General features: G+C 67.8%; 25 protein-coding genes and 1 tRNA gene. 13 read left to right on the top strand and 13 right to left on the bottom strand.

Going from position 1 to position 25,696, the window contains the following annotated elements; translation table 11 throughout:
• Window positions 1–23: 23 nt before the first annotated feature.
• Window positions 24–656, bottom strand: a complete 633-nt coding sequence (locus EP28_RS08440; protein WP_049983554.1) for a protein sorting system archaetidylserine decarboxylase — start codon at window positions 654–656, stop codon at window positions 24–26.
• 1 nt (window position 657) lies between these two features.
• On the bottom strand, window positions 658–1,707 hold the full coding sequence (locus EP28_RS08435) for an AAA family ATPase (protein ID WP_049983644.1): 1,050 nt from the start codon (window positions 1,705–1,707) through the stop codon (window positions 658–660).
• A 257-nt stretch (window positions 1,708–1,964) separates the two neighbouring features.
• On the opposite strand from EP28_RS08435, the gene EP28_RS08430 reads away from it, so the two are divergent.
• From EP28_RS08430 to EP28_RS08415, 4 genes are read left to right on the top strand one after another with little or no spacing between them, the layout of a single operon-like run.
• Complete coding sequence (locus EP28_RS08430) at window positions 1,965–3,314, top strand: ABC transporter substrate-binding protein (RefSeq protein WP_049983553.1); 1,350 nt, start codon at window positions 1,965–1,967, stop codon at window positions 3,312–3,314.
• Window positions 3,315–3,318: 4 nt separating this feature from the next.
• Window positions 3,319–4,371, top strand: coding sequence for a carbohydrate ABC transporter permease (locus EP28_RS08425; protein WP_049983552.1), 1,053 nt, complete (start codon window positions 3,319–3,321; stop codon window positions 4,369–4,371).
• A complete protein-coding gene (locus tag EP28_RS08420; protein WP_049983551.1) occupies window positions 4,368–5,249 on the top strand; it encodes a carbohydrate ABC transporter permease in 882 nt (293 codons plus the stop codon). Before EP28_RS08425 ends, EP28_RS08420 begins: the two co-directional genes overlap by 4 nt.
• 2 nt (window positions 5,250–5,251) lie before the next feature.
• Window positions 5,252–6,400: an ABC transporter ATP-binding protein gene (locus tag EP28_RS08415; RefSeq protein ID WP_049983550.1), complete on the top strand. Its 1,149-nt coding sequence runs from the start codon at window positions 5,252–5,254 to the stop codon at window positions 6,398–6,400.
• A 53-nt stretch (window positions 6,401–6,453) separates the two neighbouring features.
• Here the strand turns inward: EP28_RS08415 and EP28_RS08410 are convergent, their stop codons facing one another.
• The 3 genes from EP28_RS08410 to EP28_RS08400 form a co-directional block, all read right to left on the bottom strand.
• On the bottom strand, window positions 6,454–7,110 hold the full coding sequence (locus tag EP28_RS08410) for a DUF4013 domain-containing protein (RefSeq protein WP_049983549.1): 657 nt from the start codon (window positions 7,108–7,110) through the stop codon (window positions 6,454–6,456).
• Window positions 7,110–7,538, bottom strand: coding sequence for an SHOCT domain-containing protein (locus EP28_RS08405; protein ID WP_049983548.1), 429 nt, complete (start codon window positions 7,536–7,538; stop codon window positions 7,110–7,112). Before EP28_RS08405 ends, EP28_RS08410 begins: the two co-directional genes overlap by 1 nt.
• Before the next feature lie 67 nt (window positions 7,539–7,605).
• Window positions 7,606–8,082: a DUF192 domain-containing protein gene (locus EP28_RS08400; RefSeq protein WP_049983547.1), complete on the bottom strand. Its 477-nt coding sequence runs from the start codon at window positions 8,080–8,082 to the stop codon at window positions 7,606–7,608.
• A 60-nt stretch (window positions 8,083–8,142) separates the two neighbouring features.
• On the opposite strand from EP28_RS08400, the gene EP28_RS08395 reads away from it, so the two are divergent.
• The 8 genes from EP28_RS08395 (at window position 8,143) to EP28_RS08360 (ending at window position 14,327) form a co-directional block, all read left to right on the top strand.
• Window positions 8,143–8,216, top strand: a tRNA-Val gene (locus tag EP28_RS08395).
• Between the two features lie 212 nt (window positions 8,217–8,428).
• Window positions 8,429–9,142, top strand: coding sequence for an HAD family hydrolase (locus EP28_RS08390; RefSeq protein WP_049983546.1), 714 nt, complete (start codon window positions 8,429–8,431; stop codon window positions 9,140–9,142).
• On the top strand, window positions 9,139–9,816 hold the full coding sequence (locus EP28_RS08385) for a class II aldolase/adducin family protein (protein ID WP_049983545.1): 678 nt from the start codon (window positions 9,139–9,141) through the stop codon (window positions 9,814–9,816). Before EP28_RS08390 ends, EP28_RS08385 begins: the two co-directional genes overlap by 4 nt.
• A 67-nt stretch (window positions 9,817–9,883) precedes the next feature.
• On the top strand, window positions 9,884–10,849 hold the full coding sequence (locus EP28_RS08380) for a ribose 1,5-bisphosphate isomerase (RefSeq protein ID WP_049983544.1): 966 nt from the start codon (window positions 9,884–9,886) through the stop codon (window positions 10,847–10,849).
• Window positions 10,846–12,135: an ATP-dependent ribose-1-phosphate kinase gene (locus EP28_RS08375; RefSeq protein ID WP_049983543.1), complete on the top strand. Its 1,290-nt coding sequence runs from the start codon at window positions 10,846–10,848 to the stop codon at window positions 12,133–12,135. Before EP28_RS08380 ends, EP28_RS08375 begins: the two co-directional genes overlap by 4 nt.
• A gap of 96 nt (window positions 12,136–12,231) precedes the next feature.
• On the top strand, window positions 12,232–12,762 hold the full coding sequence (locus EP28_RS08370) for a DUF5817 domain-containing protein (protein ID WP_049983542.1): 531 nt from the start codon (window positions 12,232–12,234) through the stop codon (window positions 12,760–12,762).
• 96 nt (window positions 12,763–12,858) lie between these two features.
• Entirely contained in the window at window positions 12,859–13,872 is a 1,014-nt protein-coding gene (locus EP28_RS08365) for a DUF7490 domain-containing protein (protein WP_049983541.1), read from the top strand.
• Window positions 13,869–14,327, top strand: coding sequence for a DUF8060 family membrane protein (locus tag EP28_RS08360; protein WP_049983540.1), 459 nt, complete (start codon window positions 13,869–13,871; stop codon window positions 14,325–14,327). Before EP28_RS08365 ends, EP28_RS08360 begins: the two co-directional genes overlap by 4 nt.
• A gap of 45 nt (window positions 14,328–14,372) precedes the next feature.
• Here EP28_RS08360 and EP28_RS08355 read toward each other — a convergent pair whose 3' ends face one another.
• Both EP28_RS08355 and EP28_RS08350 read right to left on the bottom strand, forming a co-directional pair.
• Window positions 14,373–14,783, bottom strand: coding sequence for a DUF8113 family protein (locus tag EP28_RS08355; RefSeq protein ID WP_049983539.1), 411 nt, complete (start codon window positions 14,781–14,783; stop codon window positions 14,373–14,375).
• A 53-nt stretch (window positions 14,784–14,836) separates the two neighbouring features.
• Complete coding sequence (locus EP28_RS08350; protein WP_049983538.1) at window positions 14,837–15,673, bottom strand: Rieske (2Fe-2S) protein; 837 nt, start codon at window positions 15,671–15,673, stop codon at window positions 14,837–14,839.
• 209 nt (window positions 15,674–15,882) lie between these two features.
• Between EP28_RS08350 and ppc the strand changes: the two genes are divergently transcribed.
• The gene (ppc, locus tag EP28_RS08345; RefSeq protein WP_049983537.1) at window positions 15,883–18,585 is read left to right on the top strand and encodes a phosphoenolpyruvate carboxylase; all 2,703 of its coding nucleotides are present in this window, start codon (window positions 15,883–15,885) and stop codon (window positions 18,583–18,585) included.
• 176 nt (window positions 18,586–18,761) lie between these two features.
• On the opposite strand, the gene EP28_RS08340 is transcribed toward ppc, so the two are convergent.
• The 6 genes from EP28_RS08340 to EP28_RS08315 form a co-directional block, all read right to left on the bottom strand.
• Window positions 18,762–19,217 carry a 30S ribosomal protein S19e gene (locus EP28_RS08340; RefSeq protein WP_049983536.1) on the bottom strand — a complete coding sequence of 152 codons (456 nt, stop codon included), beginning with the start codon at window positions 19,215–19,217 and terminating at the stop codon, window positions 18,762–18,764.
• Between the two features lie 80 nt (window positions 19,218–19,297).
• Window positions 19,298–20,641, bottom strand: a complete 1,344-nt coding sequence (hmgB, locus tag EP28_RS08335; protein ID WP_049983535.1) for a hydroxymethylglutaryl-CoA synthase — start codon at window positions 20,639–20,641, stop codon at window positions 19,298–19,300.
• A 110-nt stretch (window positions 20,642–20,751) separates the two neighbouring features.
• Window positions 20,752–21,936 carry a hypothetical protein gene (locus EP28_RS08330; RefSeq protein ID WP_049983534.1) on the bottom strand — a complete coding sequence of 395 codons (1,185 nt, stop codon included), beginning with the start codon at window positions 21,934–21,936 and terminating at the stop codon, window positions 20,752–20,754.
• A 125-nt stretch (window positions 21,937–22,061) separates the two neighbouring features.
• Window positions 22,062–23,303 carry a Zn-dependent hydrolase gene (locus EP28_RS08325; RefSeq protein WP_049983533.1) on the bottom strand — a complete coding sequence of 414 codons (1,242 nt, stop codon included), beginning with the start codon at window positions 23,301–23,303 and terminating at the stop codon, window positions 22,062–22,064.
• A 47-nt stretch (window positions 23,304–23,350) separates the two neighbouring features.
• Window positions 23,351–24,046, bottom strand: a complete 696-nt coding sequence (locus EP28_RS08320) for a thioredoxin family protein (protein ID WP_049983532.1) — start codon at window positions 24,044–24,046, stop codon at window positions 23,351–23,353.
• A gap of 39 nt (window positions 24,047–24,085) precedes the next feature.
• Complete coding sequence (locus tag EP28_RS08315) at window positions 24,086–25,591, bottom strand: amidase family protein (protein ID WP_049983531.1); 1,506 nt, start codon at window positions 25,589–25,591, stop codon at window positions 24,086–24,088.
• Between the last annotated feature and the right edge of the window lie 105 nt (window positions 25,592–25,696).

Raw genomic sequence — 25,696 nt, 5'->3', positions numbered from 1 at the left:
GCGTCCCGCCTCCGTCGGCTGCGTCAGGGCCGCTCGGCGATGATCGTCTCGCCCGCGCGGACGGACTCGCCCTCGGCGACGCGGAGGTCGGACTCGCGCACGTCCGCCGGCAACACCACGTCGGCGCGCGAGCCGAAGGAGACGTGGCCGACGCGCTCGCCGCGGTCGACGGTGTCGCCGGGCTCGACGGACGGGTGAATCCGTCGGGCGAACCACCCCGCGATCACCAGCAGCTCGTACTCCTCGCAGTCGATGACGACCTGCTCGTTGCGGTCGGACTCCTTGTCGAAGGCCGGGCGGTTCGCGCCGGGGCGGTGTCTGACCTCCCGGACCGTTCCGGGGAGCGGCGCGCGGTTCACGTGCACGTCGGTGACGTTCATGAACACCCCGACGCGGAGCCTGTCTCCCTCCTCGCGGATCACGGAGACGGTGCCGTCCGCGGGCGAGACGACGACGCCCTCGGCGTCCGGCGGCACGCGGTCCGGGTCGCGGTGAAACCAGAGCACGCCGAGCGCGAGCGCGGTCATTGCGACCCCCGCGGGGGGAACGAGCGGTAGCGTCACGGCGGCCGCGAGCGCGGGCACGAGCGCCAGCCGCCACGCGGCGTCGACGACCGGGAACGGGAGCACCCGTGCGAGCGGTGGGTTCCGGGTCACGTCAGGCCTCCGCGGGGTCGCGAAGCGGCGGTTCGAGTTCGGTGCGACCGGCCGCCCACGCCGCCAGCAGGTGGGTGAGGTGGAGCCGGTCGTCGAGCCCGTCCGTCAGGTCGAGGTCGGCCTCCCCGGCGAGCATGTGTAGCCGAGCGAGGTCCGCGCCGTCGTACGCCGACCCGGCGCGCGCGACGCGGAGCGTCTCCCGCAACAGATCTCCGCCGTCGTATCCTCCTTCCTCGAGAAGGTCGTCGAGCGCCGAGCGCGCGTCGCCGAAGTTCCCCTCCCGCGCGGCGGCGAGCGCCTCGCGGATCGCGTCGTCGTCGCCGACCTCGCCGAGCGTTTCGTAGGCGGTCGACATCGTGATTTCATCGCCCTCGACAGCGGTCGCCTGCGTCGAGAGGATCGCCTCGCGGAGGTCGCCGCCGGCCGCGCTGGCGACGAACTCCAGTCCGTCGGCGTCGTACGGCACCGCCTCGCGCTCGCAGATCGTTTCGAGCACGTCGATCGTCTCGTCGGTGGTCGGCGACCGGACCTGCACCGGGAAACACCGCGAGCGGATCGGCGCGATGAGCTTCGACGGCTGTCGGGTCGCGATCACGAACTGCGTGGTTCGGTGGTGTTTCTCCATCACTCGCCGGAGCGCCTGCTGGAAGTCCTCGCGGATCGCCTCGGCGTTGTCCAGTAAGATCGTCTTGTACTCGCCGGACATCGGCGCGTACGACGCCGACTCCTTCAACACGCGGTTTATCATGTCGCGTTTCGCCATCCGACTGCGGCCCTGCAGGAACCCCTCGAATCGGGGGTCAGTCCGGATCTCCTTTTTCGTGCGCCCGAAGAAGTCCGCGACGTTGATCTCGATCAGGTCGCTCTCCGGGTGGTCGTGTGCGGCCCGCGTCAGCGCCCGCGTCGCCGCGGTCTTTCCGACCCCCGGCGGCCCCTGCACCACGAGGTTCATCGGCTCGTCGACCGCGCGCTCCAGCCGCTCGCGCGCCTCGACCTGTCGGATCTCGTCGAGCGCGGGAGCGTGCGCGTCGATCCACAGCGGTCCCTCCATGCCCGAGTATGGGTGACGGGCGCTCAAGAATCGGTCGGTCGGCGACACGGCGTCGGATCGCATATGGTGTTTGATAGCTCGACACGTGTAGTCCGGTAACGCGACTCGGTCGGTGGCCGACACCGGCGGATCTCCTGTTCGCTTATACGGACTATATCAGCGTGTCATGCCTCAACACCCCAGATGTGATTTTTATTACCCTTCCGAGTAAATGAACATCAATCGTTAAGTACGCGGGGTTTGAAATGGAATTGTACATGACACGAGACAGCGAAACCGACGAGGCCGACCGACTCACCCGCCGTCACTACGTTGCCGGCGCTGGCACCCTCGCGACCGTGGGGATCGCCGGGTGTTCGGGTGGCGGCGACGGGTCCGACGGTGGATCGGACGGCGCTGACGGCGGAGACGGGTCTGACGGCAGCGGTGGCGGCTCCAGCGAACTCGAGATCATCCACTGGTGGACCGCCGGCGGCGAGCAGGACGCGTATCAGGCCCTCCTCGACGGCTTCCGAGAGGAGCACCCGGACGTCGAGATAGTCGACAACCCGGCACCCGGCGGTGCCGGCTCCGCGATCGACACCGTCGTCCAGAACCGCGTCATCGACGGGAACCCGCCGAGCACGTTCCAGATCTGGCCCGGGCAGGCGCTCACGCCGTACACGGACGAGAACCTCCTCGAAGACATCGGCGACTCCGTGTGGGACGAGGAGATGCGGAACGCGTACCTCGACGGCGTCGTCGACCTCTCGCAGCCCGCGGGCAACCTCGTTGCGGTCCCGATCAACATCCACCGGCTGAACAACCTGTTTTACAACGTTAGCGTCCTCGACGACGCCGGCGTCGACCCGACCGACATCGACGGTCCGGAAGACCTCCTCGGCGTCTTCGAGACGCTCGACGCGGAGACCGACGTCACCCCGATGGCACACCAGACCCAGAGCCCGTGGTCGTCGCTCCAGCTGTGGGAGAGCATCTTCGTCGGCGAACAGGGCGTCGACGCCTACCAGACGCTGATCGGCGGCGACGTCTCCTCGCTCGAAGACGAAGTCCGCTCGGCGCTGGAACTGCTCGCCGACTACCTCGAGTACATCCCCGAGGACGCCGGCTCGATCAGCTGGGACCAGGGGAACAACGACGTGATCTCCGGCGACGCCGCGTTCCTCCACCAGGGCGACTGGGCGGCCGGTCAGTACCGCTCCGCCGAGGACTTCGAGTTCGAGAGCGACTGGGACATGGTGCCGTTCCCCGGCACCTCCGGCGTCTACCAGTCCGTCATCGACTCGTTCGTCTTCCCCACGGGCAACCCCTCGCCCGAGGCGACGGAGAAGTTCCTCAACTACGCCGGCTCGGTCGACGCCCAAGAGCGGTTCAACCCGATCAAAGGATCGATCCCGCCGCGCACCGACGTCCCGATGGACGAGTTCGGCGACTTCCTCTCGCGGCAGTTCGAGGACTTCCAGAACTCGAACACGCAGCCGCCGGCGATCGCACACGGCACGGCGGTCGCGCCGGCGATCCAGTCCTCGCTCGATGAGGTCTTCGCCAACTTCAACGGCAACCGGGACGTCGACGCCGCCTACGACGGCATCGTCAACTCGTTCTGAGCCGATGGCTTCATCGATTTTTGCAGCGCTGACGGGCGACACCGACGAGTCGCGATCCGACGACGAGTCACAACGCCGCTCGGAGCCGTCCGCCCGGACCGACGGCGGCACCGTCACCGACGGCGCGAGCGACACGACGACCGCGGCCGTCGGAGACGACGCGACCGCGCTCGGTCGACTCCGTCGCAGCCGGTTCCTCGAATCGCTCCCGTTCTGGGGGCCGCCGGCGCTCCTGGTGTTCTTCTTCGTGTACGGGGCCATCGCGTGGAACTTCGTCATCTCGCTGACGGGGTGGGAGGGGCTCGGCAGCCCCGACTACTCGTCGCTGTCGACGGAGATGTACGCGCAGTTGCTCTCGGACCCGTCCTTCGCCGCGGCGTTCCAGAACACGCTCGTGCTTCTCGTCGCGTTTACAGTCCTCTCTCTCATCCTTGGACTGCTCGTGGCGATCCTCGTCGACCAGAAGATTCGCATCGAGAACACGTTCCGGACGATCTACCTGTTGCCGATGAGCCTCTCGTTCGTCGTCACGGCGATCTTCTGGTCGTGGATGTACAACCCCTCGAACGGGCTCATCAACGAGGCGTTGCGTGGCATCGGTCTCGACGCACTCACGCAGGCGTGGCTAGCGGACCCGCAGTTCAAGCTGGCGGCTATCATCTTCGCGCTGATGTGGCAGTTCTCGGGGTACTGCATGGTCGTGTACCTCGCGGGACTTCGCGCGATACCGGAGTCGCAGTACGAGGCCGCCCGCATCGACGGCGCGTCGACGATCAAACTCTACTGGCGCGTGATCATCCCGCAGCTGCGGGCCTCCACGATGTCCGCGGCGGTCGTGCTCGTCGTGTTCGCGCTCAAGGCGTTCGACTTCCTGTTCGTGCTGTTCGGCGTCAACCCCGGACAGTCGGCGGACATCCTCTCCGTGATGATGTACCGCGTCGCCTTCGACCGGATCCAGTGGGCGTACGGCTCCGCCGTCGCGATGGTGCTCTTCGCGATGACGCTCGGCGTGATCGGTCCGTATCTCTACGTGCAGTACCGGCGGGGTGAGCTATGAGCGCCGCCGACAGACTCCAGACGACGATCGCGGGCCTCGACCGAACGCGTATCGCGCTGTACGCGGTGCTGCTCGCGATGGTGGCGTTCTATCTCGCGCCGCTCGAATCCGGCTTCATGACGGCGTTCAAGACGCCGGACGGGTTCCGGACGACGACGCCGTTCGCGCTCCCGCCGCTCGGCGAGTTCACCCTCTCCGCGTGGGGGACCGCGTTCGATCGGCTCTCGAACGGCCTGTTGAACAGCGCGCTGATGGCGGTGCCCGCCACCGTGCTGTCCGCGCTCTTCGGATCGCTTGCGGCCTACGGCCTGACGAACCTCAGCTGGCGCGGACAGATCGGCGTGCTCGTCCTGTTCGTCGCCGGCGTGTTCATTCCGTATCAGGCGGTTCTGGTGCCGCTGACGCAGTTCTGGTCGTTCGTCGACCTCGGGGGGCGGATCCCGCTCGCTATCGTCGCCGACAACGAGGGGCTGATCAACTTGAGCATCACGCACGTCGCCTACGGCATTCCGATCTGTACGGTGCTTTTCCGCTCGTACTACGCGACGATAGACGACGAGATGCTCGAGGCGGCGCGGCTGGACGGGGCGTCGGCGGCGACGATCTACCGGCGGATCATCCTGCCGCTGTCGATCCCCATCTTCGCGGTGACGCTCATCTACCAGTTCACGCAGATCTGGAACGATCTGCTGTTCGCCATCGTGCTGGTCAGCAATCCGTCGAACCAGGTGGTGACGGTCGCGTTGAACCAGCTTCAGGGCTCGTTCGTCCAGCAGTTCAATCTCCAGATGGCGGGGGCGTTCGTCGCGGCGCTACCGACGCTCGTCGTGTACGTCCTCTTCGGTGAACAGTTCGCGAAAGGCGTCGCAGGTGACTAATCATGGCACAACTCGAACTCGACTCGGTGACGAAGCGATTCGGCGAGGGAGACGGTTCCGTCCTCGCTGTAGACGATGTGGACGTCGACATCGCGGACGGGGAGTTCCTCGTCCTCGTCGGCCCGTCCGGCTGCGGGAAGTCCACGACGCTCCGGATGGTCGCCGGGCTCGAATCGATCACGGACGGCGAGATCCGTCTCGACGGCGAGCGGATGAACGAGCAGGGGCCGGCGGAGCGGGACATCGCGATGGTGTTCCAGAGCTACGCGCTGTACCCGCACATGACCGTCCGCCAGAACATGCGGTTCGGACTGGAGGAGTCGACCGACCTCAGCGACGAGGAGATGGACGGTCGCGTCGACGAGACGGCCGAACTCCTCGATATCACCGAACTCCTCGACCGGAAGCCGGGCGCGCTCTCCGGCGGACAGCGCCAGCGCGTCGCGCTCGGCCGCGCCATCGTGCGCGAGCCGAAGGCGTTCCTGATGGACGAACCGCTCAGCAACCTCGACGCGAAGCTCCGCTCGCAGATGCGCACGGAGCTACAGCAGCTACAGGCCGACCTGGACACCACCACCGTCTACGTCACGCACGACCAGACGGAGGCGATGACGATGGGCGACCGTATCGCCATCCTCGACGCCGGCGAACTCCAGCAGGTGGCGACGCCGCTTGAGGCGTACCACCGTCCCGCGAACCAGTTCGTCGCCGGGTTCATCGGCGAGCCGTCGATGAACTTCGTCGACTGCGCGGTCGAAGAGGCCACCCTCGTCGATGGGGCGTTCCGTTACCCCCTCGGCGACGAGGTTGGCGGGGCGGTCGACGCTGCCGCCGACGCGACGCTCGGCATCCGCCCCGAAGACGTGTCGGTCGACGCGGACGCTAGCGGCGGCGACGCGGTCGCGGACCACGCGTTCGACGCGACCGTCACCGTGGTCGAACCGATGGGCGACGAGAACGTCGTCCACCTCTCGCTCGCCGACGGACCGGACCTCGTCGCGACGGTGAACGGGCTCCGCCAGATCGAGAGCGGAACGGACGTGGTCGTCGAGATTCCCGAGAACGCGATCCACGTGTTCGACGGCGACTCCGGCGACGCGCTCCACAACCGCTCGCTCGACGACGCCGAACTGGACGACGCGCGCGTCTGAGCGGTCGTCCTCCTTTTTCACGCGCCCGCTGATCCGTCGCGTCCGCCGAACGCTCAGACGCCGCGGCGTCGCCACGCCCGACCGGTCGCCCGGCCGACCGCGGCGGCGGCGACGACCTCGACGTAGAACAGACAGACGAATCCGAGCGCGACCCTGTTCAGCGGTCCGTACGCCGCGGCGGCGACACCGAGCCCGCCGGCGGCGAGCAGGGTCGCGACGAGGTAGCCGGCGTCCTGTGCGGCCGCGCCGACGAGCGTCGCATCCACCGCCGCGCGCAGCGTTCCCTCGCGGGCGACCGCGGCGAGCGCCGCCGGGAGCGGATAGCAGATCGCGGCCGCAAGCAGCGTCGAGACCGTCGAGCCGACGGTAAAGAGGAGCCCGTCCGTCGTGCCGGTCGGGTCGAACCCTTCGAGCGGACCGCCAAGCGTCACGACGAGGAGGACGACCGGAACCGCGAGGTAGCCGACCGTCGTCACGGCCACGCGGAGCCCGTCGCGGAGCAGCGCCCCGACCGGTCGCCACCCCGGTCGCTCGGGATCGACGTGCGACTCGGCTGCCGCGGTCGCCGCGAGCACCCGCGAGAGGTAGCCCGCGACGACGACGAACGGGAGCACCGGAATCCACACCGCGAGCAGGTGGAGCCCGCCGCCGACGAGCAGCGCGTCGAACCGGGGCGACCCGCGAATCGGGAACGTCAGAACGCTCGACATCACTCGCGGGCCCGCTCTATCTCGCGTCTGACACCCTCGCGGACGCGGTCGGTGAGTCCGTCACCGGCGCGTCGAACGCCGTCTGCGGTCTCGGCGTCCTCCGTTTCGAGGAGCCGATCCAGCTTCCGCCCGAACTCGGCGTCGTCTATCTCGCCGCGGGCGTATCGCTCGCGGAGCGCGTCGAGCGCGGGGTCGAGGGTCTCGGCGTCTCCGCGTCGCGAGTCGCCGCCCGCGTCGGGGAGGGGTTTCGTGAGCGTGTGGAAGACGGGGAGCGCGACGAACAGGCCGAAGAACCAGACGAGCGGGAGCGTCCACCAGACGCCGGTGAGGAGGGGAGCCGCGACGCCGCCACCGAGCACGAGCAGGGCGAACACCCGCCGCCAGCGGTGTCGCAGGTTCCACGCGATCCGCCGGAGGAGGCCGGTCATGTTCGGGCGGACGCCTGCGAGGCGGAAATCGGTTTCGTCGCCGGCTGCGCGGCCGCGCGTCGCTCTCTCAGACGTCGAAAACGAGCCGGTCTCCGGGCTCGACGCCGTGACGATCGCTCCAGCCGCGCGGCACTTCGAGGACGTATCGCCCCGCGCCGCGGTAGCGCGTGAGCGGCCGCTCCTCCCGCTCTGCGTCGTGGATCGCCGTTATCGTTCCGTCGACGGAGACGAAGATGATGTCGAGTCCGAACGTCATGTCCCGCATCACGTAGGCGCGTTCGGCCGAGTCGCCGTGGACGAACAGCATTCCTCGGTCGGCGGGCAGGGCGTCGGTCGCGGAGAGTCCGACGTAGCGTTTCACCGGGCCGTCGGCGACACGGGCCTCGACGGTCGCGAGCGAGGCGTTCGTCTCGCCGTCGACCACCTCGACGGTCGTCGTCTCGTACCCCGCGATCAGGAGGGTCGGATCGACGGCGACGGCGAGGCCGACGAGGAGGGTGACGGCGGCCGCGGTCGCGGCGATCGTGAGGGCACGGCGGCGCACGGACGCGGTTCGAGGCGGAGAAAGAAACCGTTTTCCGCTCTCGACCGGTTGAAACGGTGGGGGCTCGTGGTCTAGCTGGTCATGACGCGGCCTTTACAAGGCTGAGGTCGGCGGTTCGAACCCGCCCGAGCCCATTCCTGTGGCGAGCAACTCTGCGAGCCGCAGGTATGGAGCGGGTTCGGAGCAGGGAGCGGGAGGTGAGCGAGCGGAGCGAGCGAACGGGAGCGACTGCGGTTCGAACCCGCCCGAGCCCATTTCTGGGACGAACAATCCGCGAGCCCCGGGTGCGGTGAGCCCGCTGTGGCCGTCGAATCACGCTTAAGTCACCGCCGCGTCGAGGGGAGTCATGAGCTACGAGGTGGTCTGCTTCGATCTCGACAACACGCTGTACCCGTACGCGCCGTGCAACGAGGCGGGAAAGCGGGCGGCGCTCGCCGCCTTCCGCGAGCGCGGGTACGAGATGGACCGGCAGACGTTCGACGACCTGTACGCGGCGGGTCGCCGAGAGGCGAAGCGCGAGACCGGCGGCACGGCGGCCTCTCACTCGCGACACATCTACTTCAAGCGCGCCATCAGAGCGTACGCGGACGACCACGACGCCGAGACCGCGCTCGCGGCCGGCGACGCCTACTGGGACGGATACGCGGACGCGATGCGTCTCTGTGACGGCGTCGAGTCCACCCTCGGCAAGCTCGCGGACGCCGGAGTCGCGGTGGCGGTCGTCACGAACCTCACCACCCGCGTCCAGCTACAGAAGCTCGCGCGGCTCGAGATCGACGACCGGGTCGACCGGCTCGTCACCTCAGAGGAGGTCGGACGCGAGAAGCCGAGCGCACTCCCGTTCACGACGGCGCTCGCGTCGCTCGACTGTCGGCCGAGCGACGCGCTCGTGGTCGGCGATAACCTCGGAGCCGACATCGGCGGCGGGAACGCCCTCGGGATCGACACGGCGCTTTTCGTCGCCGACGGCGACGCGCCGCCCGACGATGCGATCGACGAGCCGCGGCGTCCGGACGTTCGGCTGGACGCGTTCAACGAGCTTCGCGAGGTGGCGCTTTGACCCGCGATCGTCCCGCGGCGGATCCCGACCGCCTGCGCGCCGCCCGCGAGGCGGTCGTCGAGTACGCGCCGGCGCTCGCCGAGTTGACGCCCGGGCGGACCGGGAACCTGAGCGTCCGCGACGGCGACGCGATCGCGGTCACGCCCACCGGCGTCCCGTACGACGCCTTCGACGCGGCCGACGTGCCGGTCGTCTCGCTCTCCGGCGAGCGGCTGGCGGGGCGGATGGCTCCGTCGAGCGAGGTTCCGATGCACACGGGAATTTACAGACACGACCGCCCGGGCGCGGTCGTCCACACCCACTCGCCGTGGGCGACGACGATGGCGTCGCTCCGTCGAACGCTTCCGCCGATCCACTACATGATAGTCGCCGTGGGTCGTGAGGTCCCGCTTGCCGACTATGCCCCGTTCGGCACGGAGGAACTCGCGGCGAACGTCGTGGGCGCGATGGCCGAGGCCGACTCCGACGCCGCGATCCTCGCGAACCACGGGCTCGTCGTCACCGGCCCCGACGTGGAGACCGCAGTCGAGAACACCCGCCACGTCGAGGACCTCTGTCGACTCTACCTCCGGGCGTCGTCGGTCGGAACCCCGACCGTGCTCACCGACGAGCAGTTGGCGACCGCCGAGGAGCGGTTCGAGGGGTACGGACAACAGCCGGAGGGCGGCGCGTAGCCGCCCGCCGGTCAGGGTCGCGCTTGCCGCCCGATTTTATAAATACCGGGCGGGCTACCGGATCGGTATGACCGACACGGAACCGGCGGCCGCGGTGCGGGAGACCGCCGACTCGATCGCGACGATGGAGATCCGCGGGGCGGCGACCATCGCCTCGGCGGCCGCGGAGGCGCTCGCCGCGCAGGCCCGCGAGGCGGCCTCGGCACACGCGGGCGACCCGCCGGCCTTCCGGGCGTCGATGCGGGCGGCGTCGCGAACCCTCCGCGAGACACGTCCGACCGCGGTGTCGCTTCCCAACGCCCTCCGATACGTCCTCCAGCGGATGGAGGGCGACTCGGTCGAGGCGCTCCGCCGGAGCGTCGTCGACGCGAGCGAGGCGTTCGTCCGGCAACTCGACCGGGCACAGGAGGACCTCGGGCGCGTCGGCGCGAACCGCCTCACCGACGGTGACACGGTGATGACGCACTGCCACTCGACGGACGCGTTAGCGTGTATCGAGGCGGCCGTCGAACAAGGGAAGTCGATCTCGGCGGTCGTAAAGGAGACGCGTCCGCGCCAGCAGGGCCATCTCACAGCAGAGCAGCTTCGCGACGCCGGCGTTCCGGTCACCCTCATCGTCGACTCCGCGGCGCGCCGGTACCTCGACGAGGTCGATCACGTCCTCGTCGGAGCCGACTCGATCGCGGCCGACGGCGGCGTAATAAACAAGATCGGCACGTCTGGACTCGCCGTCAACGCCCGCGAGCGCGGCGTGCCGATCATGACTGCGGCCCAGACCATCAAGCTCCACCCGGAGACGCTGACGGGTCACACCGTCGAGATCGAGATGCGGTCTGAGAGCGAGGTGATAGCCGCCGACGTGCGTGAGGAGATCGGCGAGGTCGCGGTCGAGAACCCCGCCTTCGACGTGACGCCGCCGCGGTACATGGACGCGATCGTCACCGAACAGGGACAGTTCCCCCCCGAGAGCATCGTGACGCTGATGCGAGAGCTGTTCGGCGAGGGAGCCGAAACGCCGTGGGCAGAGCCATGAGCGGCGAGGACGAACGCGGTACCGAGAGCGACGGGGACGGAAACGACTGGGACGCCGAAGTGGCGGAGTGGGACGAGGAGGTCGCAGAGTGGGAAACCGACAGCGACGGCTCGGTCGATGACGCCGGATCCACGGACGGCGAGACGGTCGGAGACGCCGGATCCACGGACGGCGAGACGGTCGGAGACGCCGGATCCACGGACGGCGAGACGGTCGATGACGCCGGCTCAACCGAGGGGTCCGACCAGCACCCCACCGGCGACTCCGACCACCGCGCCGCTGACGGACCGGAATCCGTCGACGATCCCGATCTAGAGCCCGAATCGACCGACCGCGTCCCGAAGGTGGTCTCGGCCGGTCATATCAACTGGGACGTGACGATCCATGTGGACCAGCTACCAGAGCCCGACGGCGAAACTCGAATCCAGCGGCTCGAACAGTCGGGCGGGGGCAGCGCCGCGAACGTCGCGGTCGGCCTCGTCGGCCTCGGCGGGCAGTCGGTCGTCTACGGGAGCGTCGGCGGCGACGAGTCCGGGGCGCTGGCGCTCCGCGAACTGGCGAGCGCCGGCGTCGACCCGGGACAGGTGCTCGTCGCCGCAGACGAGCCGACCTCGGTGAAGTACGTCATCGTCGACGGCGAAGGCGAACTGCTAATGCTGGCGAACGACGGCGCGAACGAGTCGTTTTCGGCGGCCGAATTCGATCCGGACACGCTCCGAGCGGCCGATCACCTCCACCTCACCGGCCAACAGCCGGGGACCGCCGCCGCGCTGGCGACGGCCGCAGGCGAGGCGGATGCGACGCGGAGCTTCGACCCCGGTCGACGCGCCGGCGACCGCGAGTTCGACGCCGCGCTCCACGCGACCGACGTGCTCTTCGTGAATAACCGCGAGGCCGACGCGCTCGCGGCGTCGACCGACATCGACCCGTGGGAACCGGACGACCGCGTCGTCGCGATCAAGCTCGGGAGCGACGGGGCGACGATCCGAACCCCCCACGGCGACGTCTCTCACCCCGGGTTCGACGTCGACCCCGTCGACACCACGGGTGCCGGTGACGCGTTCGCGGCCGGCTTCCTCGGCGCGGCGCTCCGCGATCCCGAAGTGGCCGCCGGCGGGTTCTCCCACGACCCGCGCGACTACCAGGTGCCGCTCCTCGTCGGCAACGCCTGCGGTGCGATCGCGGCCGAGGCCGTGACCGCCCGCGTCGACCTCTCGTGGGACCGAGTCCGCGAGACCATGGGCGACTCGCCCGAGTCGGATCTGCTGATCGAGATCCGGGTGTGAGGCGGCCGAGGCGGGTCGCCGCGTTCGCGTCCCTCGTCTCGGCCGCACCCCGACCGCGACCGAGGGTTCAAATCCGATCCCGCCGAACCCGGGGACATGTACGCGGTCGTCGGCTGCAACGAGTGTGCGGCCATGTGGCTGCTCTCCGACCCCGAGACGAGCGACAGCGCGACCTGTCCGCGCTGTCAGAAGACCCATCGCACGGCGAAGCTCAAGCGCTTCTTCGAGTCCGAGGACCGCGCGGCCGCCCGCGAGGCCCGCGCCGCGCTGCTCGCGAAAAAGCGCGGCGAGAGCGCGGCGTTCGCCGACGTGGCGCACGTCTCCGAACTGGAACGCGCGGCCGCGGACGCCGGTATCGACGACGACGAGTACCTCGACGCCGCGGGAATCGACGCGGACGCGGTCGCCGACGCGGGAGCCCGCGCGGAGGGCGGGGGTTCGGGCTCGCCGAGCCGCACCGAGATCGTCCGTGCCGCCGTCTCCGAGGCCGACGATCCCACCGAGGCGGCCGTCGTCGAACGCGCGGCCGATCGGGGGATACCCGCGGAGACCGCCCGTGAGATACTCGCCAAGCTGACGCGCCGCGGCGATCTCTCGGAGTCCGGCGGGCGATACCGGGTCCTCTGACACTGAGGAGCGGCAGAGGACCCGGGTTCTCGACACCGCTCCGCGAGACGGCCTCGCCAGACAAAGCATATATGCCGCGATTTTGACGTGTCGGACATGGACACTCGAACTGCCCTCCTGGCGGCCGCGGCCGCGCTGCTTTTGCTCACCGCGATCGGGGCCGTCGCCGCGCCGGACGCGCTCGCCGACCCGCGGTCGGACGACGAGCGCTCCGGCCACGTTCGCATCGTCGACACCGTCGTCTCTCCCGGCGAGGTCCGCGGCGAGACCGCAGAGCTTCGGCTCGGCGTCGACCTCCAACACCGGGGTCCGCCCGTCGAGAACGTCACGGTTCGACACCGCGCGATCGGTGCAGAGTCCGGCCTCCTCGTCGACGAGACGACGGTCGACGTCGGCGAGGTCGACGGCGGCGGCGAACAGACCATAAACGGCTCCGTCGACGTCGAACGCGCCGGCGGCTACCGGATCGAGACGGTGGTGTTCTCCGACGGCGAGCGCCGCACGAGCCAGACGACGCGGGTCAGCGGCCTGAGCGCGCTCACGCCCGAGTACGCCGACGCCTCCGTCGGATTCACGGACGGGCGGGTCTGGCCGACCGTCGCCGTCAGCGTCAGCGAGGCCGACTCCGAGACCGCCACGCTGTCCGTATCGCTTTCGGTGACCAACCGCGGCGACGAGCCGTCCGATCCGCTCGAACTCCGCGTGCTGCTGCGACAGGCCGAGTCGAACGTGGTTGCCGCCGACGCCGGGGAGACGGTGGGGTCGGTGCGCCCCGGTCGGACCGACACCGTCACCGTCACCGCGACGGTGCCGGCGGACTACAACTACTACGTCGACGGCGCGCTGTGGAGCGACGACGTCCTTATCGACGAGACGCAGGGCGTCGCCAACCTGAACCCACGAGAGACGATCAGCGCGGACGAGACGGTCGAAGAGGTCGAGTTCGCCGTCGAGGACTTCGAGCGCGACGCCGGCGGAGACGGCGTCGCCGAGAGGCCGGAGAGCGGAAACGACGGCGGGGGCACGGACGACTCGACGCCCGGATTCGGCCCCGTCGTCGCGCTCGTCGCCCTCGCGAGCGCGGCGCTGGTCGCACGGAGGCGGCGATGACGGCCGACGACCGACCAGCCGGCGACGACCCATCGACCGGGGCCGATGCGGGCGATTCCCCGAACCGCGAATCGAGCGATCGGACGGACCCTACGAGAACCATGACAGACACGACAGCCGACGACGCAGCCGACGACAGCACAGCCCGCGGCGACGCGAGCCGCAGATCGGGCGGGGCCGACGCCGACCGACAGGACTCGGACGCCGAGTCGGGACTCGACCGCCTCGGCACGGACCGGCTCCGTGCGATCCTCGACCGGGTCGGACTCGCCGCGCTCGTCCTGCTCGCGTTGGTCGCCGGATGGAGCTTCTACGGACAGGCCGGGACCGCGATCCGGACGTGGCTGGACCCGGCGTATCAGCCCATCGCGCTCGCGGCGTTCAACCTCGCGGTGCTTCTGGTGGCGGTCGCCGGCATCGTCCACCAACTCGCGCGAATCCGCGCGAGCGAGTAGGCGAGGGCGAGCGGTCAGTTCTCGCGGGCGCTCGCGTCCGCGAACTCACTCCTCCGGGAGGTCGTCCGCGCTCGCCGGGATCCGTTCGACCTGTCCCGCGAGCGTCGCGGCGTCGCCGGCGACTGTGGAGGGATCGACGCCTGCCTCGTTCGCGACGAGGCGGACGTGTGCCGCGAGCAGCGCGAGCGCGCGGAGCCCCTCCTCGCTCGCGGTCTCGCCTCGCTGTGCGAACGTGGTGTCGACCTCGCCGTCTCGGACGACCCCGACGTGGAGGGCGTCGACGTCCTCGTCGTTGAGGAGTTCGCGGGCGCGAGCGCGTTCGGCGGCGAACCGCTCGTCGGTCGCGTCGTCGTTGCCGGTTGCGTCGTCGTTGCCGGTTGCGTCGTCGTTGCCGGTTGCGTCGTCGTTGCCGGTTGCGTCGCCGTTGTCGGACCGATCGGGAGGCTCGTCGCTCATGCCGTCTCGTACGGGGAGTCGGGAGAAAAGCGCGGCGGGCGTCGCGTCGACGGTTACTCCGGGCGGGGCCGAGCGACGAACAGCGCCTCTTCGAGGGTGAACGGGTCGTACGTCGACTGGTGACAGACGCAGTACGTCCCGTCGGCCGCGTCGTAGCGGGCGGACTCTTCGAGTTCTTTGTACCCGGGGATACAACAGAAGTGCGTACAGACGTTGAGATACGCGAGGAATCCCTGATCTGTCGAGGCCTCCAGCCACTCGTCGTTCTGTGCGGCCTCCTCGATCTGCGGCGACCGCACCACGACGACGTTCAGGCTGGTATCGGTGTCCTGTGACCGCCATGTGACGTTCGCCGGCTTGCCCACGCCGTCGCTGCCGATCCCGTTGCCCCACTCCTCGTAGTCGGCGAAGTCGTCGACGTGGATCCGGTCCCCGGCGGAGTACGTGTCGGACTGCCACGAGTACGGCGGCGAACTCGCCGAGCGGAACAGGTTGTCCGACTCGAAGTCGGGCTGGATGTTCTCCTGTGATTCGACGCCGCAGTACTGGAACCACGCGCCGGAGTACGTCTTTCCACCCAGATCCTCCTGTGCGACCTCTATCTCCTGTCCCGCCTGCGTGACCGTCGTCGTCTCGGGCCAGATGCCTTCGATGAACCCGTCGTCTGTCACCTGCAGCGGAATCTGCGGGAGCCCGCGCGGTGCCGGACCGCCGGTCTGGGCGATCGTCATCGCGGTTGTCGATCCGCCGCCGACGCCGCCCGCCGTCGTCAGCGTGTTCACCGTCGCCGACCCCATCGCGCCGACCCCCGCCAGGGCAGCGCCGCCGACGACGCCCTTGATGAAGCGTCGCCGTCCGGACTCGGCCGGATATTTGTCGGACTGACTCATAGACGCTATTCGGGTTGGCCCGGTAAAAAGGGTGACGAACCCTCCACCGGAGCGAGAATCGAATCGAGGTACGTGACGCTGAGCCGCGGGCCTCTCGATACGCGTCGCCTCGGGGAATCGCACGATCGATACGGATATTCACTCGGTTCCGAGGCAAACATTCGCCCAGACCGCGGGTTTTACACGACTCGACCGGTAGGTGCTGTGGTATGAAGTTGCACAACAGAGACGTTCGCACGGACGTCCGGGAGCTCGGTGCGCTCGTGGGAGACGTGCTCGCCGCACAGGCCTCGACCGAGGCGTACGAGACCGTAGAGGAACTGCGAAACGCCGCGATCGACTACCGGCGGGGCGACGCGCCGGACCGCGGCCGTCTCCACGAACGAGTAGGCGGCCTCTCCGAAGTCCGCGAGGGCATCGTCGCTCGGGCGTTCACGACCTACTTCGAACTGATCAACCTCGCCGAAGAGCGCGAGCGGGTGCGCGCCATCCGAAACGCCGACGACGAGGGAGCCCTCCACGACTCCTTCGAAGCCACGATCGCTGAGTTCGCGGAACAGGGCGTCGAGCCGGAAGAGCTCGAAGAGCTCCTCGCCGACGTGCTCATCGAGCCGACGTTCACGGCGCATCCGACGGAGGCCCGCCGCTCGACGGTGAAATCGAAGCTTCGATCGATCGCGAACCACCTCGGAGAGCTTGACGAGCGGAACCTCACCGAGCGCGAGCGGAACGCGATCTGGCGCGACGTCACCGCCGAGGTGACGAGCCTCTGGGGCACCCGGCAGGTGCGGCAACGACCCCCGGAGCCGGAAGACGAGGCTCGGAACGTCCAGTGGTACCTCGAAAACACCCTGTTCGACGTCGTCGGCGACGCCTACGAGGAGTTCGAAGAGACGATCTCACAGGAGTACGGCGACGTGGACTGTCCCAAGCTCTTCGAGTTCCGCTCGTGGGCGGGCTCCGACCGCGACGGCAATCCCTTCGTCACCCCCGAGGTGACGGACGAGACGCTCGAACGCCAGCGTGAGGTCGCGGTCGAGAAATACCGCGACCAGTGTAAGCGGCTCTCGGCCGTGCTGAGTCAGGACGGCGAGCGCTACGCGGTCGGCGACGCGCTCACCGCGTCGCTCGCCGCCGACGCCGAACGGTTCCCAACGGTCGTCGAGGAGGCGCGAGAGCGATACCCCGACGAGCCGTACCGGCAGAAGCTCCGCTTGATGCGCGAGCGGCTCGATCGCATCGACGACGTGCGTCCGGGCGGCTACCCCGACAGCGACGCCTTCCTCGACGACCTCGACGTGATCGCCGACTCGCTCGCTGCCGACGGACAGGACGCAGTCCGCGAGTCGTTCGTCGAGCCCCTCCGTCGGCAGGTGGATACCTTCGGGCTCACGCTCGCCTCGCTCGACCTCCGCGACCACCGCGAGAATCACACGGAAGCCGTCGCCGAGGCCGTCGCCGCGGAAGGCGTCGACTACCGCGAGATGGACGAATCCGGCCGTCAGGCGTTCCTCACCGAGGCCATCCTGCAGGCGGACCCGGTCGTCGACGCCGACGATCCCGGCGACGTCTCGGAGACGACGGAGCGGGTGATCCGACGGTTCGAAGCGCTCGCCGAGTGGCAAGACGAGTACGGCGCACAGGCGATAGACACCTACTGCATCTCGATGACCGAAGAGCCGAGCCACGTCCTCGAAGTGCTCTTCTTAGCCGATCAGGTCGGCGTCGTCTCGCTGCCGGATCACTGCGGGCTCGACGTGGTCCCCCTGCTGGAGACCGAATCGGCGCTCAACGGGGCCGAGCGCATCCTCGGAACCTTATTCGACAACGACGCGTACGCGGCGGCGCTCGATACTCGCGGTGACGTCCAAGAGGTCATGCTCGGCTACTCCGACTCCAACAAGGAGAACGGCTTTCTCGCCGCGAACTGGGACCTCTACGAGAATCAGCGTCGGATTGCGCGATTCTGCAGGGACGAAGACGTCACGCTCCGACTGTTCCACGGCCGCGGCGGCTCCATCTCGCGCGGCGGCGGCCCGATGAACGAGGCGCTGCTCGCGCTCCCCAACGAGACGGTCACCGGACAGGTGAAGTTCACGGAGCAGGGCGAGGCGATAGCCGAGAAGTACGCCAACCCGCGGATCGCAGAGCGCGAACTCGAACAGATGCTCGATGCGCAGATCCGTGCGCGCCACGAAGCCACCGCAGAGCCTACGGAAGACGTGCCCGAGCGGTGGGTCGACGCGATGGAGATCATGGCTCCCGCCGCCCGCGAGACGTACCGCGGTCTCCTGAACAGCGACGGATTTGTCTCGTATTTCGGACAGGCGACGCCGATCTCCGTCGTCGAAGATCTAAATCTCGGTTCGCGGCCCGCATCCCGGTCCGGTGAGCGCACCGTCGAGGATCTGCGCGCTATCCCGTGGGTGTTCTCGTGGACGCAAACGCGGCTCATTCTCCCCGGTTGGTACTCGCTCGCCTCCGGAATCGACGCCTACCTCGATGCGGTCGGCGAGGCGGACGGACTCGCCACGCTCCGCGAGATGTACGAGGAGTGGCCGTTCTTCCAAACGACTCTCGACAACGCCGGGCTCGCGCTCGCTCGCACGGAGCCGGAGATCGCCGCGGAGTACGCCGACCTCGCGGACGACGACCTCCGCGAGCGGTTCTTCCCGGAACTTGTCGGCGAGTACGAGCGCGGCCGCGAACTGGTCCTCGCCATCAGCGAGCGCGACCAGCTCCTTCGCCGCGAGTGGCTCGAAGAGAGCCTCGGACGCCGAAACCCGTACGTCGATCCGTTGAACTTGCTGCAGGTGAACCTCCTCGGCCGCAGCGACCGCACCGACGAGGAAGAACGGACCCTCCGGCTCACCGTCAACGGCATCGCTGCCGGCATGAAAAACACCGGATAGCGGTCACCCTCGGCGGTCCGCCGCCAATCGCGACCCGATCGCCGGCTAGACGATTCGATATAGCGAAGTACAGTATACGTCTGCTCCCAGAGATGCGACTCTGGAAACGATAACGAATCCGTCCGCGTCGAAAAGCCACGGCTAGGCGGTCAATGCAACAGAAAAATCGACACTATCTACGCGTAGCGTTCGAGTTCCGGCCGGTCGAGGTCTTCGAAGACCTCGGTCGCGACCTCGGTGAGGAACGCCTCGCCGTCGTCGGAGAGGCGGCGACCCTCTCCGGCGGCGGTCGTCACGAGTCCCTCGTCTTCGAGCGCCTGCAGCGATGCGCGGATGAGCTTGCGCGAGCCCCCCTCGTGTTCGCCCGGACGGACGATGTACCGGTTCGAGCCGCGCTTTTTGCTCCCGTACTCGGTCGCGAGCCGCTCGATGCCGATCGGCTCGTTTTGAGCGACCTTGCGGAGCAGGCTCGCGGAGCGAACGTACCAGAAGTCCTCCTGTTCCGGGGGAAGCTCCTTGCCTGCGCCGCTTTTCGCGAACTCGACCCACTCCGGCTCGTCGATCCGGTCTTCGAGCCGTGCGGCGACCGCCTCGATCAGGGCGTCGGCCGGCACGTCGTAGATGGTTACCATTGCAGTGAGATTCAGCCTAACGTCGTTTAAACCCATCGTATTCGAGAGGCGTCGTGTGACCCGTTTTCACGGGGATACGGCTATTCGACGTACTCGTACTTCCGCTCGTTCATCCGGCCCCAACCGGTGAACACGAACTCCGATTCCGGCTGCGTGAACTCCTCTATCTCGCGGTCGACGTCCATGTCGTACTCGTGAACGTCGTGGACGTCCTCGTACTCGCTCCACGTCAGGTCGTACCGGGCGGCGAGCTGGTCGTCGATGTCAAGCCCCTCGATCTCCGCCCGCCACCCATCGCGGATGGTCTCGGCGTGGATCTCGGCTTGCGCACCGGATCCGTACGAGGCGACGAGAAGGGTGTTGCCGACGAAGGACCCATCTCGTTTGAGCGCGTCACGCAGCGCGCTGACGCGGGCGAGGTGGACGGAACTCGTGTACCAGTTGCCGACCTCGCGTGAGAGGCCGAGCGTCGGTTCGACGACGGTGTCGTACCACGACTGGTACTGCTCGGTGCGCTTCAACTCGTCCATGTAGTCGCGTATCGCCTCCTCGTAGGACTCTCGGTCGGCGAAGTCGGCCTCGCGCGGCTGTCGACCGATCTCGTCCGCAAGCTCGTCTTCGTACTGGGAGTCGCGAATGACGTGGCGGTACGCTAAAAGCGCCGCCTTCCGGACCATTCCCGGGAACGGGGTGTGGAACGGGGCGTACACGAAGTCGTCGAGCGCGATGTCGTCCGTGACCGACTCGTAGTCTTCGAGCGCCTCGCGCATCCGCGAGAGATACACCTGCACAGAGCGCTTGCCGTCGACGCTCGGGAACTGCTGGTTCGGCTTCAGGAAGTCCGTCTCGTCTTTCGACCCGTACCCCTGATCCGTCGAGAGCGCGACGATGGAAGGGTCCTCGTCGATCAGCATCGCGACGGCACCGGCACCCTGCGTCGCCTCGCCGGGGTCGCCGCGCTCGTACAGCGCCGTGTCGGTCGTGATGACGATCGCCGGACGGCCGCGGTTCCGGCCAGCCCGGATCCAGTTGTACGCGTCGTCGATGGCCTGCGTCCCCGCCAGACAGGCGAACTTGCGCTCGCCTTTGTTGGCGTGGGTGAAGTCGCCGTCGTACACCTGTTCGAGACAGCCCGCAATGTACGTCGAGACGGGCTTGGAGTGGTCGAACGCCGACTCAGTGGCGACGTCGATCCGGCCGATGTCTCCGGGTTCGAGGCCCTTGCGGTCCATCAGCTCTTTCGCGGCGTTCGCCCCCATCGTGACGATGTCCTCGTACACGTCCGGGAACGAGGAGTTGTTGAGGCCGAGCCCCTTCGTGTATTTTTCCGGGTCGTCGCCCTTCTCAGGCGCGAACGTGCCCGGCAGGTCGAGTTTGAGGTTTCCGGTCCAGATTCCGACACCGTCGATGCCGACTGCGGTCATACACGGTCGTTCATGCGGCCGGCATATGGGTGTGTCGATGGGGATTACGTCGATTGTGGAATTTGATAGACTGTCGAATTTGAAAACATCCGGTTAGGGATTACAGACGCCTATGCACACATAGCGAATGGACCATCTCCGTCGCCGGAACTAATTGTCTCATCACATGTCTCACCGGTTGAGAAGATCGTGGCCTCAACAGTAACTGGTCGAGGCTCTCGTTTCCCCCCAGAATTAGAACCGCTTGCGACAGAAACAATAGTGCTACCACTCATACTGGCAGAATTAACCGTTTTGCTCCCCACCGGATCACCATTATCGTTCAGAATACGAAGTTGGATATCCGCACTTTCAGAAAGTTGCCAATCGAATCTTATGTCTTCGATACCATTCGACTTTTGCTCAGACGTAACCGTCGCCTCTACACTCTCAAACGTCGGCGTTGTACCACCACCGCCTCCGCCACCACCGACACCGTCACCCTCCTGCGTGGCCTCCTCCGGAGCCTCCTGCACCCCGACCGTGTCCACAGTCAGATCGTCGCTCGTCGTCTCAAGCGTCAAGTTGTGGACGCCGTCGTCGTTCGCGTCGCTCGTGACGCCCCCGTAGACACCGCTCGGGATGTCGGCCTCGTCCCAGTACGCGCTCCCGCTCAGTCGCGTCGGGACCGTGACCGTCAGATCCCCCGCGGGAATCGTTTCTGTGACGTTTTCGGCGGGGTAGAGTTCGAGCGTCACCTGGCCGGTGCCGCTTCGCCGGAACTCGTTTTGCACGGCGACGATCTGCACCTCTCCGGCGTCGTTGACGAGATCCTGATCTTCGAGCACCGCGACCTCACCCCCCTCGCCGCGAGCGTCGAGATACAACACGGAGGCGTCGTACCACGTCGAAGACTCCTCGATCTCGTGGTACCCCGGCCGGTACTGGACGAACCGCGTCGGAACGGTCACGGTTCCCTCGGGCGTTCCGTTCGAGATCGTGATCGGGTAGGAGTCGCCCGTCCGTATCGTCCCGCTCGGTGCTGGTGGATTGATCGCGAACAGCCGCGGCGGATACGTCGTGCCAAGCCGCACCGTCTGGTACTGCCGCCGGTCGGTGCTTCCGGCCTGTAGGATGCCCGCTCTGAGATCGACCATGTCGTTGCGGACCTCTTGGAAGTGCTCGAACTCGACTTGCGCGTTCTGTTGGGGAACGATCTGCACTTGATACAGCGAGATCGCCAAAATTAGAAAGCCGAACAAGATCACGGCTCCGACCACGACCGACTGGCCCCGACGGTCGCGACTGAAACGCATTACGAGGAAACACACCCGGACACGTATAAAAGCCACCGCCCGCCGTCTCAGTCGTGATACGCGCGCTTGAGAGGTGAACCATGTCAACATGGCTCTAGCGTCGAGAGGTCGGTCTCACCGACTGGTCAGTCGACGATCGGCTCGGCTAGATCCAGCGCCGCGTTCGCCAGCACGTTCGATGATCGATAGCAGTCCGCCCAGCTGGTGAACTCGTCTTCAGTGTGGCTCTTGCCGCCCTCGCTGACCGCAAAGACCATCCCGGCGTCACAGACGGCGGCGGCGTGTGTGGCGTCGTGGCCAGCGCCGCTGACCATTCGGCGGCCGTCGTAGCCAAGGTGGTCGACGGCGTCCGCAACGGCCTCGACCGGTCGGTCGGGGAAGTCGACAGCCGGCGAGGCCATCGTGTGCTCGATCTCGTACGCGACGCCCTCGCGGTCAGCCGCCGCGGCCACCTCTGCCTCCATCTGTGCGACACCCTCGTCGAGGACAGCCTCGTCCGAGTCGCGGATATCGGTCGTGAACGTCACCGTCTCGGGCACGACGTTGACCGAGTTAGGGTGAACGATAAGCGATCCGACCGTCGCGACGGTTCTGTCACCGAGTGTCCCTGACAGTCGCCGGATCGCAGTGACGATGTCGGAGGCGGCGACAAGTGCGTCCTCTCGGTAATCCATCGGCGTCGTCCCGGTGTGATTGGCCTGTCCGTGGAGCGTGATCTCCGCCCACCGGAGGCCGACGATACCCGTGACGATCCCCACCTCGGCTCCGGTCTCCTCCAGAAACGGTCCCTGCTCGGGGTGGAGTTCGAGGTACGCGTGATACGGCTCGCGCGGCTCAGCCGGCTCGTCCCCGCGGTAGCCGATACGTTCGAGTTCGTCGAGCAGGCGAGTCCCGTCGGCGTCGGTCTTCTCGTATTCGTCCTCGATGTCGTGAGCGCCGGCCCAGACGCCACTGCCCTGCATCGCGGGCGGAAACCGCGACCCCTCCTCGTTGGTCCAGTTGACTATCTCGACCGGTCGGCGGGTCTCGATCGCCCGGTCGTTCAGGCTTCGGACGAACTCCAAGGCTGCCACGACGCCGAGCGCGCCGTCGTAGATGCCGCCGTACGGCTGAGAGTCGAGGTGGGAACCGACGAGTATCGGTTCGGCGTCGGGGGCCGAACCCGCTCGGCGGGCGAAGATGTTGCCGAAGGCGTCGACGCGGACATCCAGCCCGGCGTCCCTAGCGCAGTCGACGAACCAGTCGCGCACCTCGCGGTCGGCGTCGGAGAGCGCGAGGCGGTGGAGCCCGCCCCCCTCTGTCCCGCCGATCGCCGCTTGGGTCTCCATCGTCTCGACGAGTCGATCGCGGTCGATGTCGACGTGCATGGCCGACCCACGGACGGTGAGTAACTAAACGTCTCGGTGGACGGCGGTCACTCAGCCGACGGCGGCGTCCGCTCGCGGAGCGCCTCGATCTCCCTTTCGAGCCCCTCGGTGGACGGCGTCCCGACGAACCGCGAATCGACGTGGCTGTCGAGGGTAAATAACATCGTCGGCGCGGCACTTACGTCGAACTCCCGGTTGAGGAGTCGAGAGCAGTCCGGGCCGTACACCGCGAGCAGGAGCAGGTCGCCCGGTGGGTCAGCACCGAACAGGTCGTCGAAGTCCGCTTTGATCGTTTCACACGGCGGGCAGTCATCTCGCCAGGCGTAGACGACACAGCGGTCGTGCAGACGGACGAGCCGCACGAGATCCTCGCCGTGGACGGGGAGGAATGCCGCCGGTGCGCCCTCCGTGCGGGGCATGCCGGTTTCGATCTGTCCGATCACAACAGTGAGCGTAAGCGCCTGCGTCGCTGAGAGGTCGGCAGTTTGGTTCCGGAGCGCAACGTACCGCGCGAGAAAGTCGACATCGGAGACCTCGACTGCCGCGAACGTGTCCGCGACATCGGGGTCGTCGGTCAGCTCCGCGACGGCCGCGGACCGCTCGTCGACAGCGCGGTCGGTCAGCGTCCGCCGGTGACGGTCGACGGCTTCCCGGAACGATTCGGTCGGGCGTAACTCGTCGTCACCGGTCGCTTCGAACACGTCGCGTTCAATGAGTCGATCGACGGTGTCGGTCGGAGACATGTTGTCACCTTCCCTCACGGACTGATAAAGGGTTCCCCGTCAGGCCGGAAGCACCGACGTGACCGCGGCCGCCGTCGCGAGGAGGTCGGCGTCGCGGAACGCTGGACCCAGCAATTGGAGGCCGACCGGCAGTCCCGAGGCTGTGCCGTTCGGCACCGTCACCGCGGGGAGACGAGTGACGTTCGCCGCCCGCGTGTTGCGCGCGTAGTCGTACGCCCAGCCGTCGACGCCGTCGACCGGCGGAGCCACGTCCGGCATCGTCGGAAAAAGAAGGACGTCGACGCCGTCAAGCGCCGCTTCAAACGCCTCGCGGAGCCGCTCTCTCGCGGCCTGAGCGCGGACGTACGGCCGTCCGTCGTGCGCCTCGACGATTCGCGCCCCGGCGAGCAGCTTGCTCGCGTAGAAGTCGCTCAGTTCGCCGCTAGCCGCGGCGCGGGCGCGCGCAAAGCCGGTCTGGAGCGTCTCGTCGACGCCGCCGCGGCGATACGGAGCGGCACCGTCTCGCCAGTGGGTGGCGAGTTCGACGAAACTCAGGGTGTTCTTGATCGGGCGGGCGTCGTGGAACGAATCGACCGAGACCGACTGGATCGTCGCGCCAGCGTCGCTGAGAGCGTCAACGGCGGCCTCGGTGCGCCCCTCGACGCGGTCGGCGACACCTTCTCCCATCCCCTCGTCGAGAACACCGATCCGGAGCGTCGAGGGTGCGGGTGGCGAGGCGACCGCGTCGCTGTAGCCTCCAACGCGGTACCCCGACCGTCCGGCAGCAGCCACGCTCGCCGAGTCGGCGTCGTCAGCGCCCGCCATCGCCCCGAGGAGCGCTGCCGCGTCGGCGATGGTGTCAGTGACTGTCCCGACGTGGTCTTGGGTGTAGGTGTTCTCGACGACGCCGGTCAGCGGCACGAGTCCGTACGTCGGCTTATAACCGATGACGCCACAGAACGACGCAGGGATGCGCACGGAGCCACCTGTGTCTGTGCCGAGCGCGGCGTCGACGCGGCCGGCCGCGACCGCCGCCGCGCTTCCCCCGGAGGAGCCGCCGGCCGTCCGATCGTCGTCGTGGGGGTTGGTGATTGGCGCTCCGTAGCCGGTTGTTCCGCGGGCGCTCCCGGCGAACTCGTCGCAGGCCGTCTTGGCGGTGATAGACGCCCCGGCCGCCCGGAGTCGGTCGATAACTGTCGCGTCCCGTGCGGGGACGAACCCCCGCATGGTCGCCGAGCCACAGCGCATCGGGACGCCCGCGACGGCGATCACGTCTTTCACTCCAACGCGTGTCCCGTCGAGGGTCCCAGTCGCGGACGGCGGGACGGAGCAGTCGGCTGCGATCGCGCCGTGGGGGTTCTCGTCCGGATCCGACCAGCTTCGCGCGCCGGGATCGGCACCCGTCGGCGACGGCGCGTCGTCGACAACGGGGATCGCTTCAAGCGCGTCGAGTTCCGCGAGCATCGTGTTAACCGTCTCAGAGAGTTCGGCCGCCCGCGCGGCATCGACGTCGATCCCGAAGCGGTCGCCGAGCGTCACGAGTTCGGCCTCGGTAAGCTGTCGCATACCTACGGCTCGGACAGTCTACTCCAAGTCGTTACCGGTGTACTACCGACCGACTGTCGGCACTCGGCACAGTGAGTCCGGGTACCACGATGACAGGACAGCCCC

The organism is Halorubrum sp. BV1 (genome assembly GCF_000746205.1).
Lineage (GTDB): Archaea > Halobacteriota > Halobacteria > Halobacteriales > Haloferacaceae > Halorubrum.
This window is presented reverse-complemented; position numbering and strand designations above follow the sequence as displayed.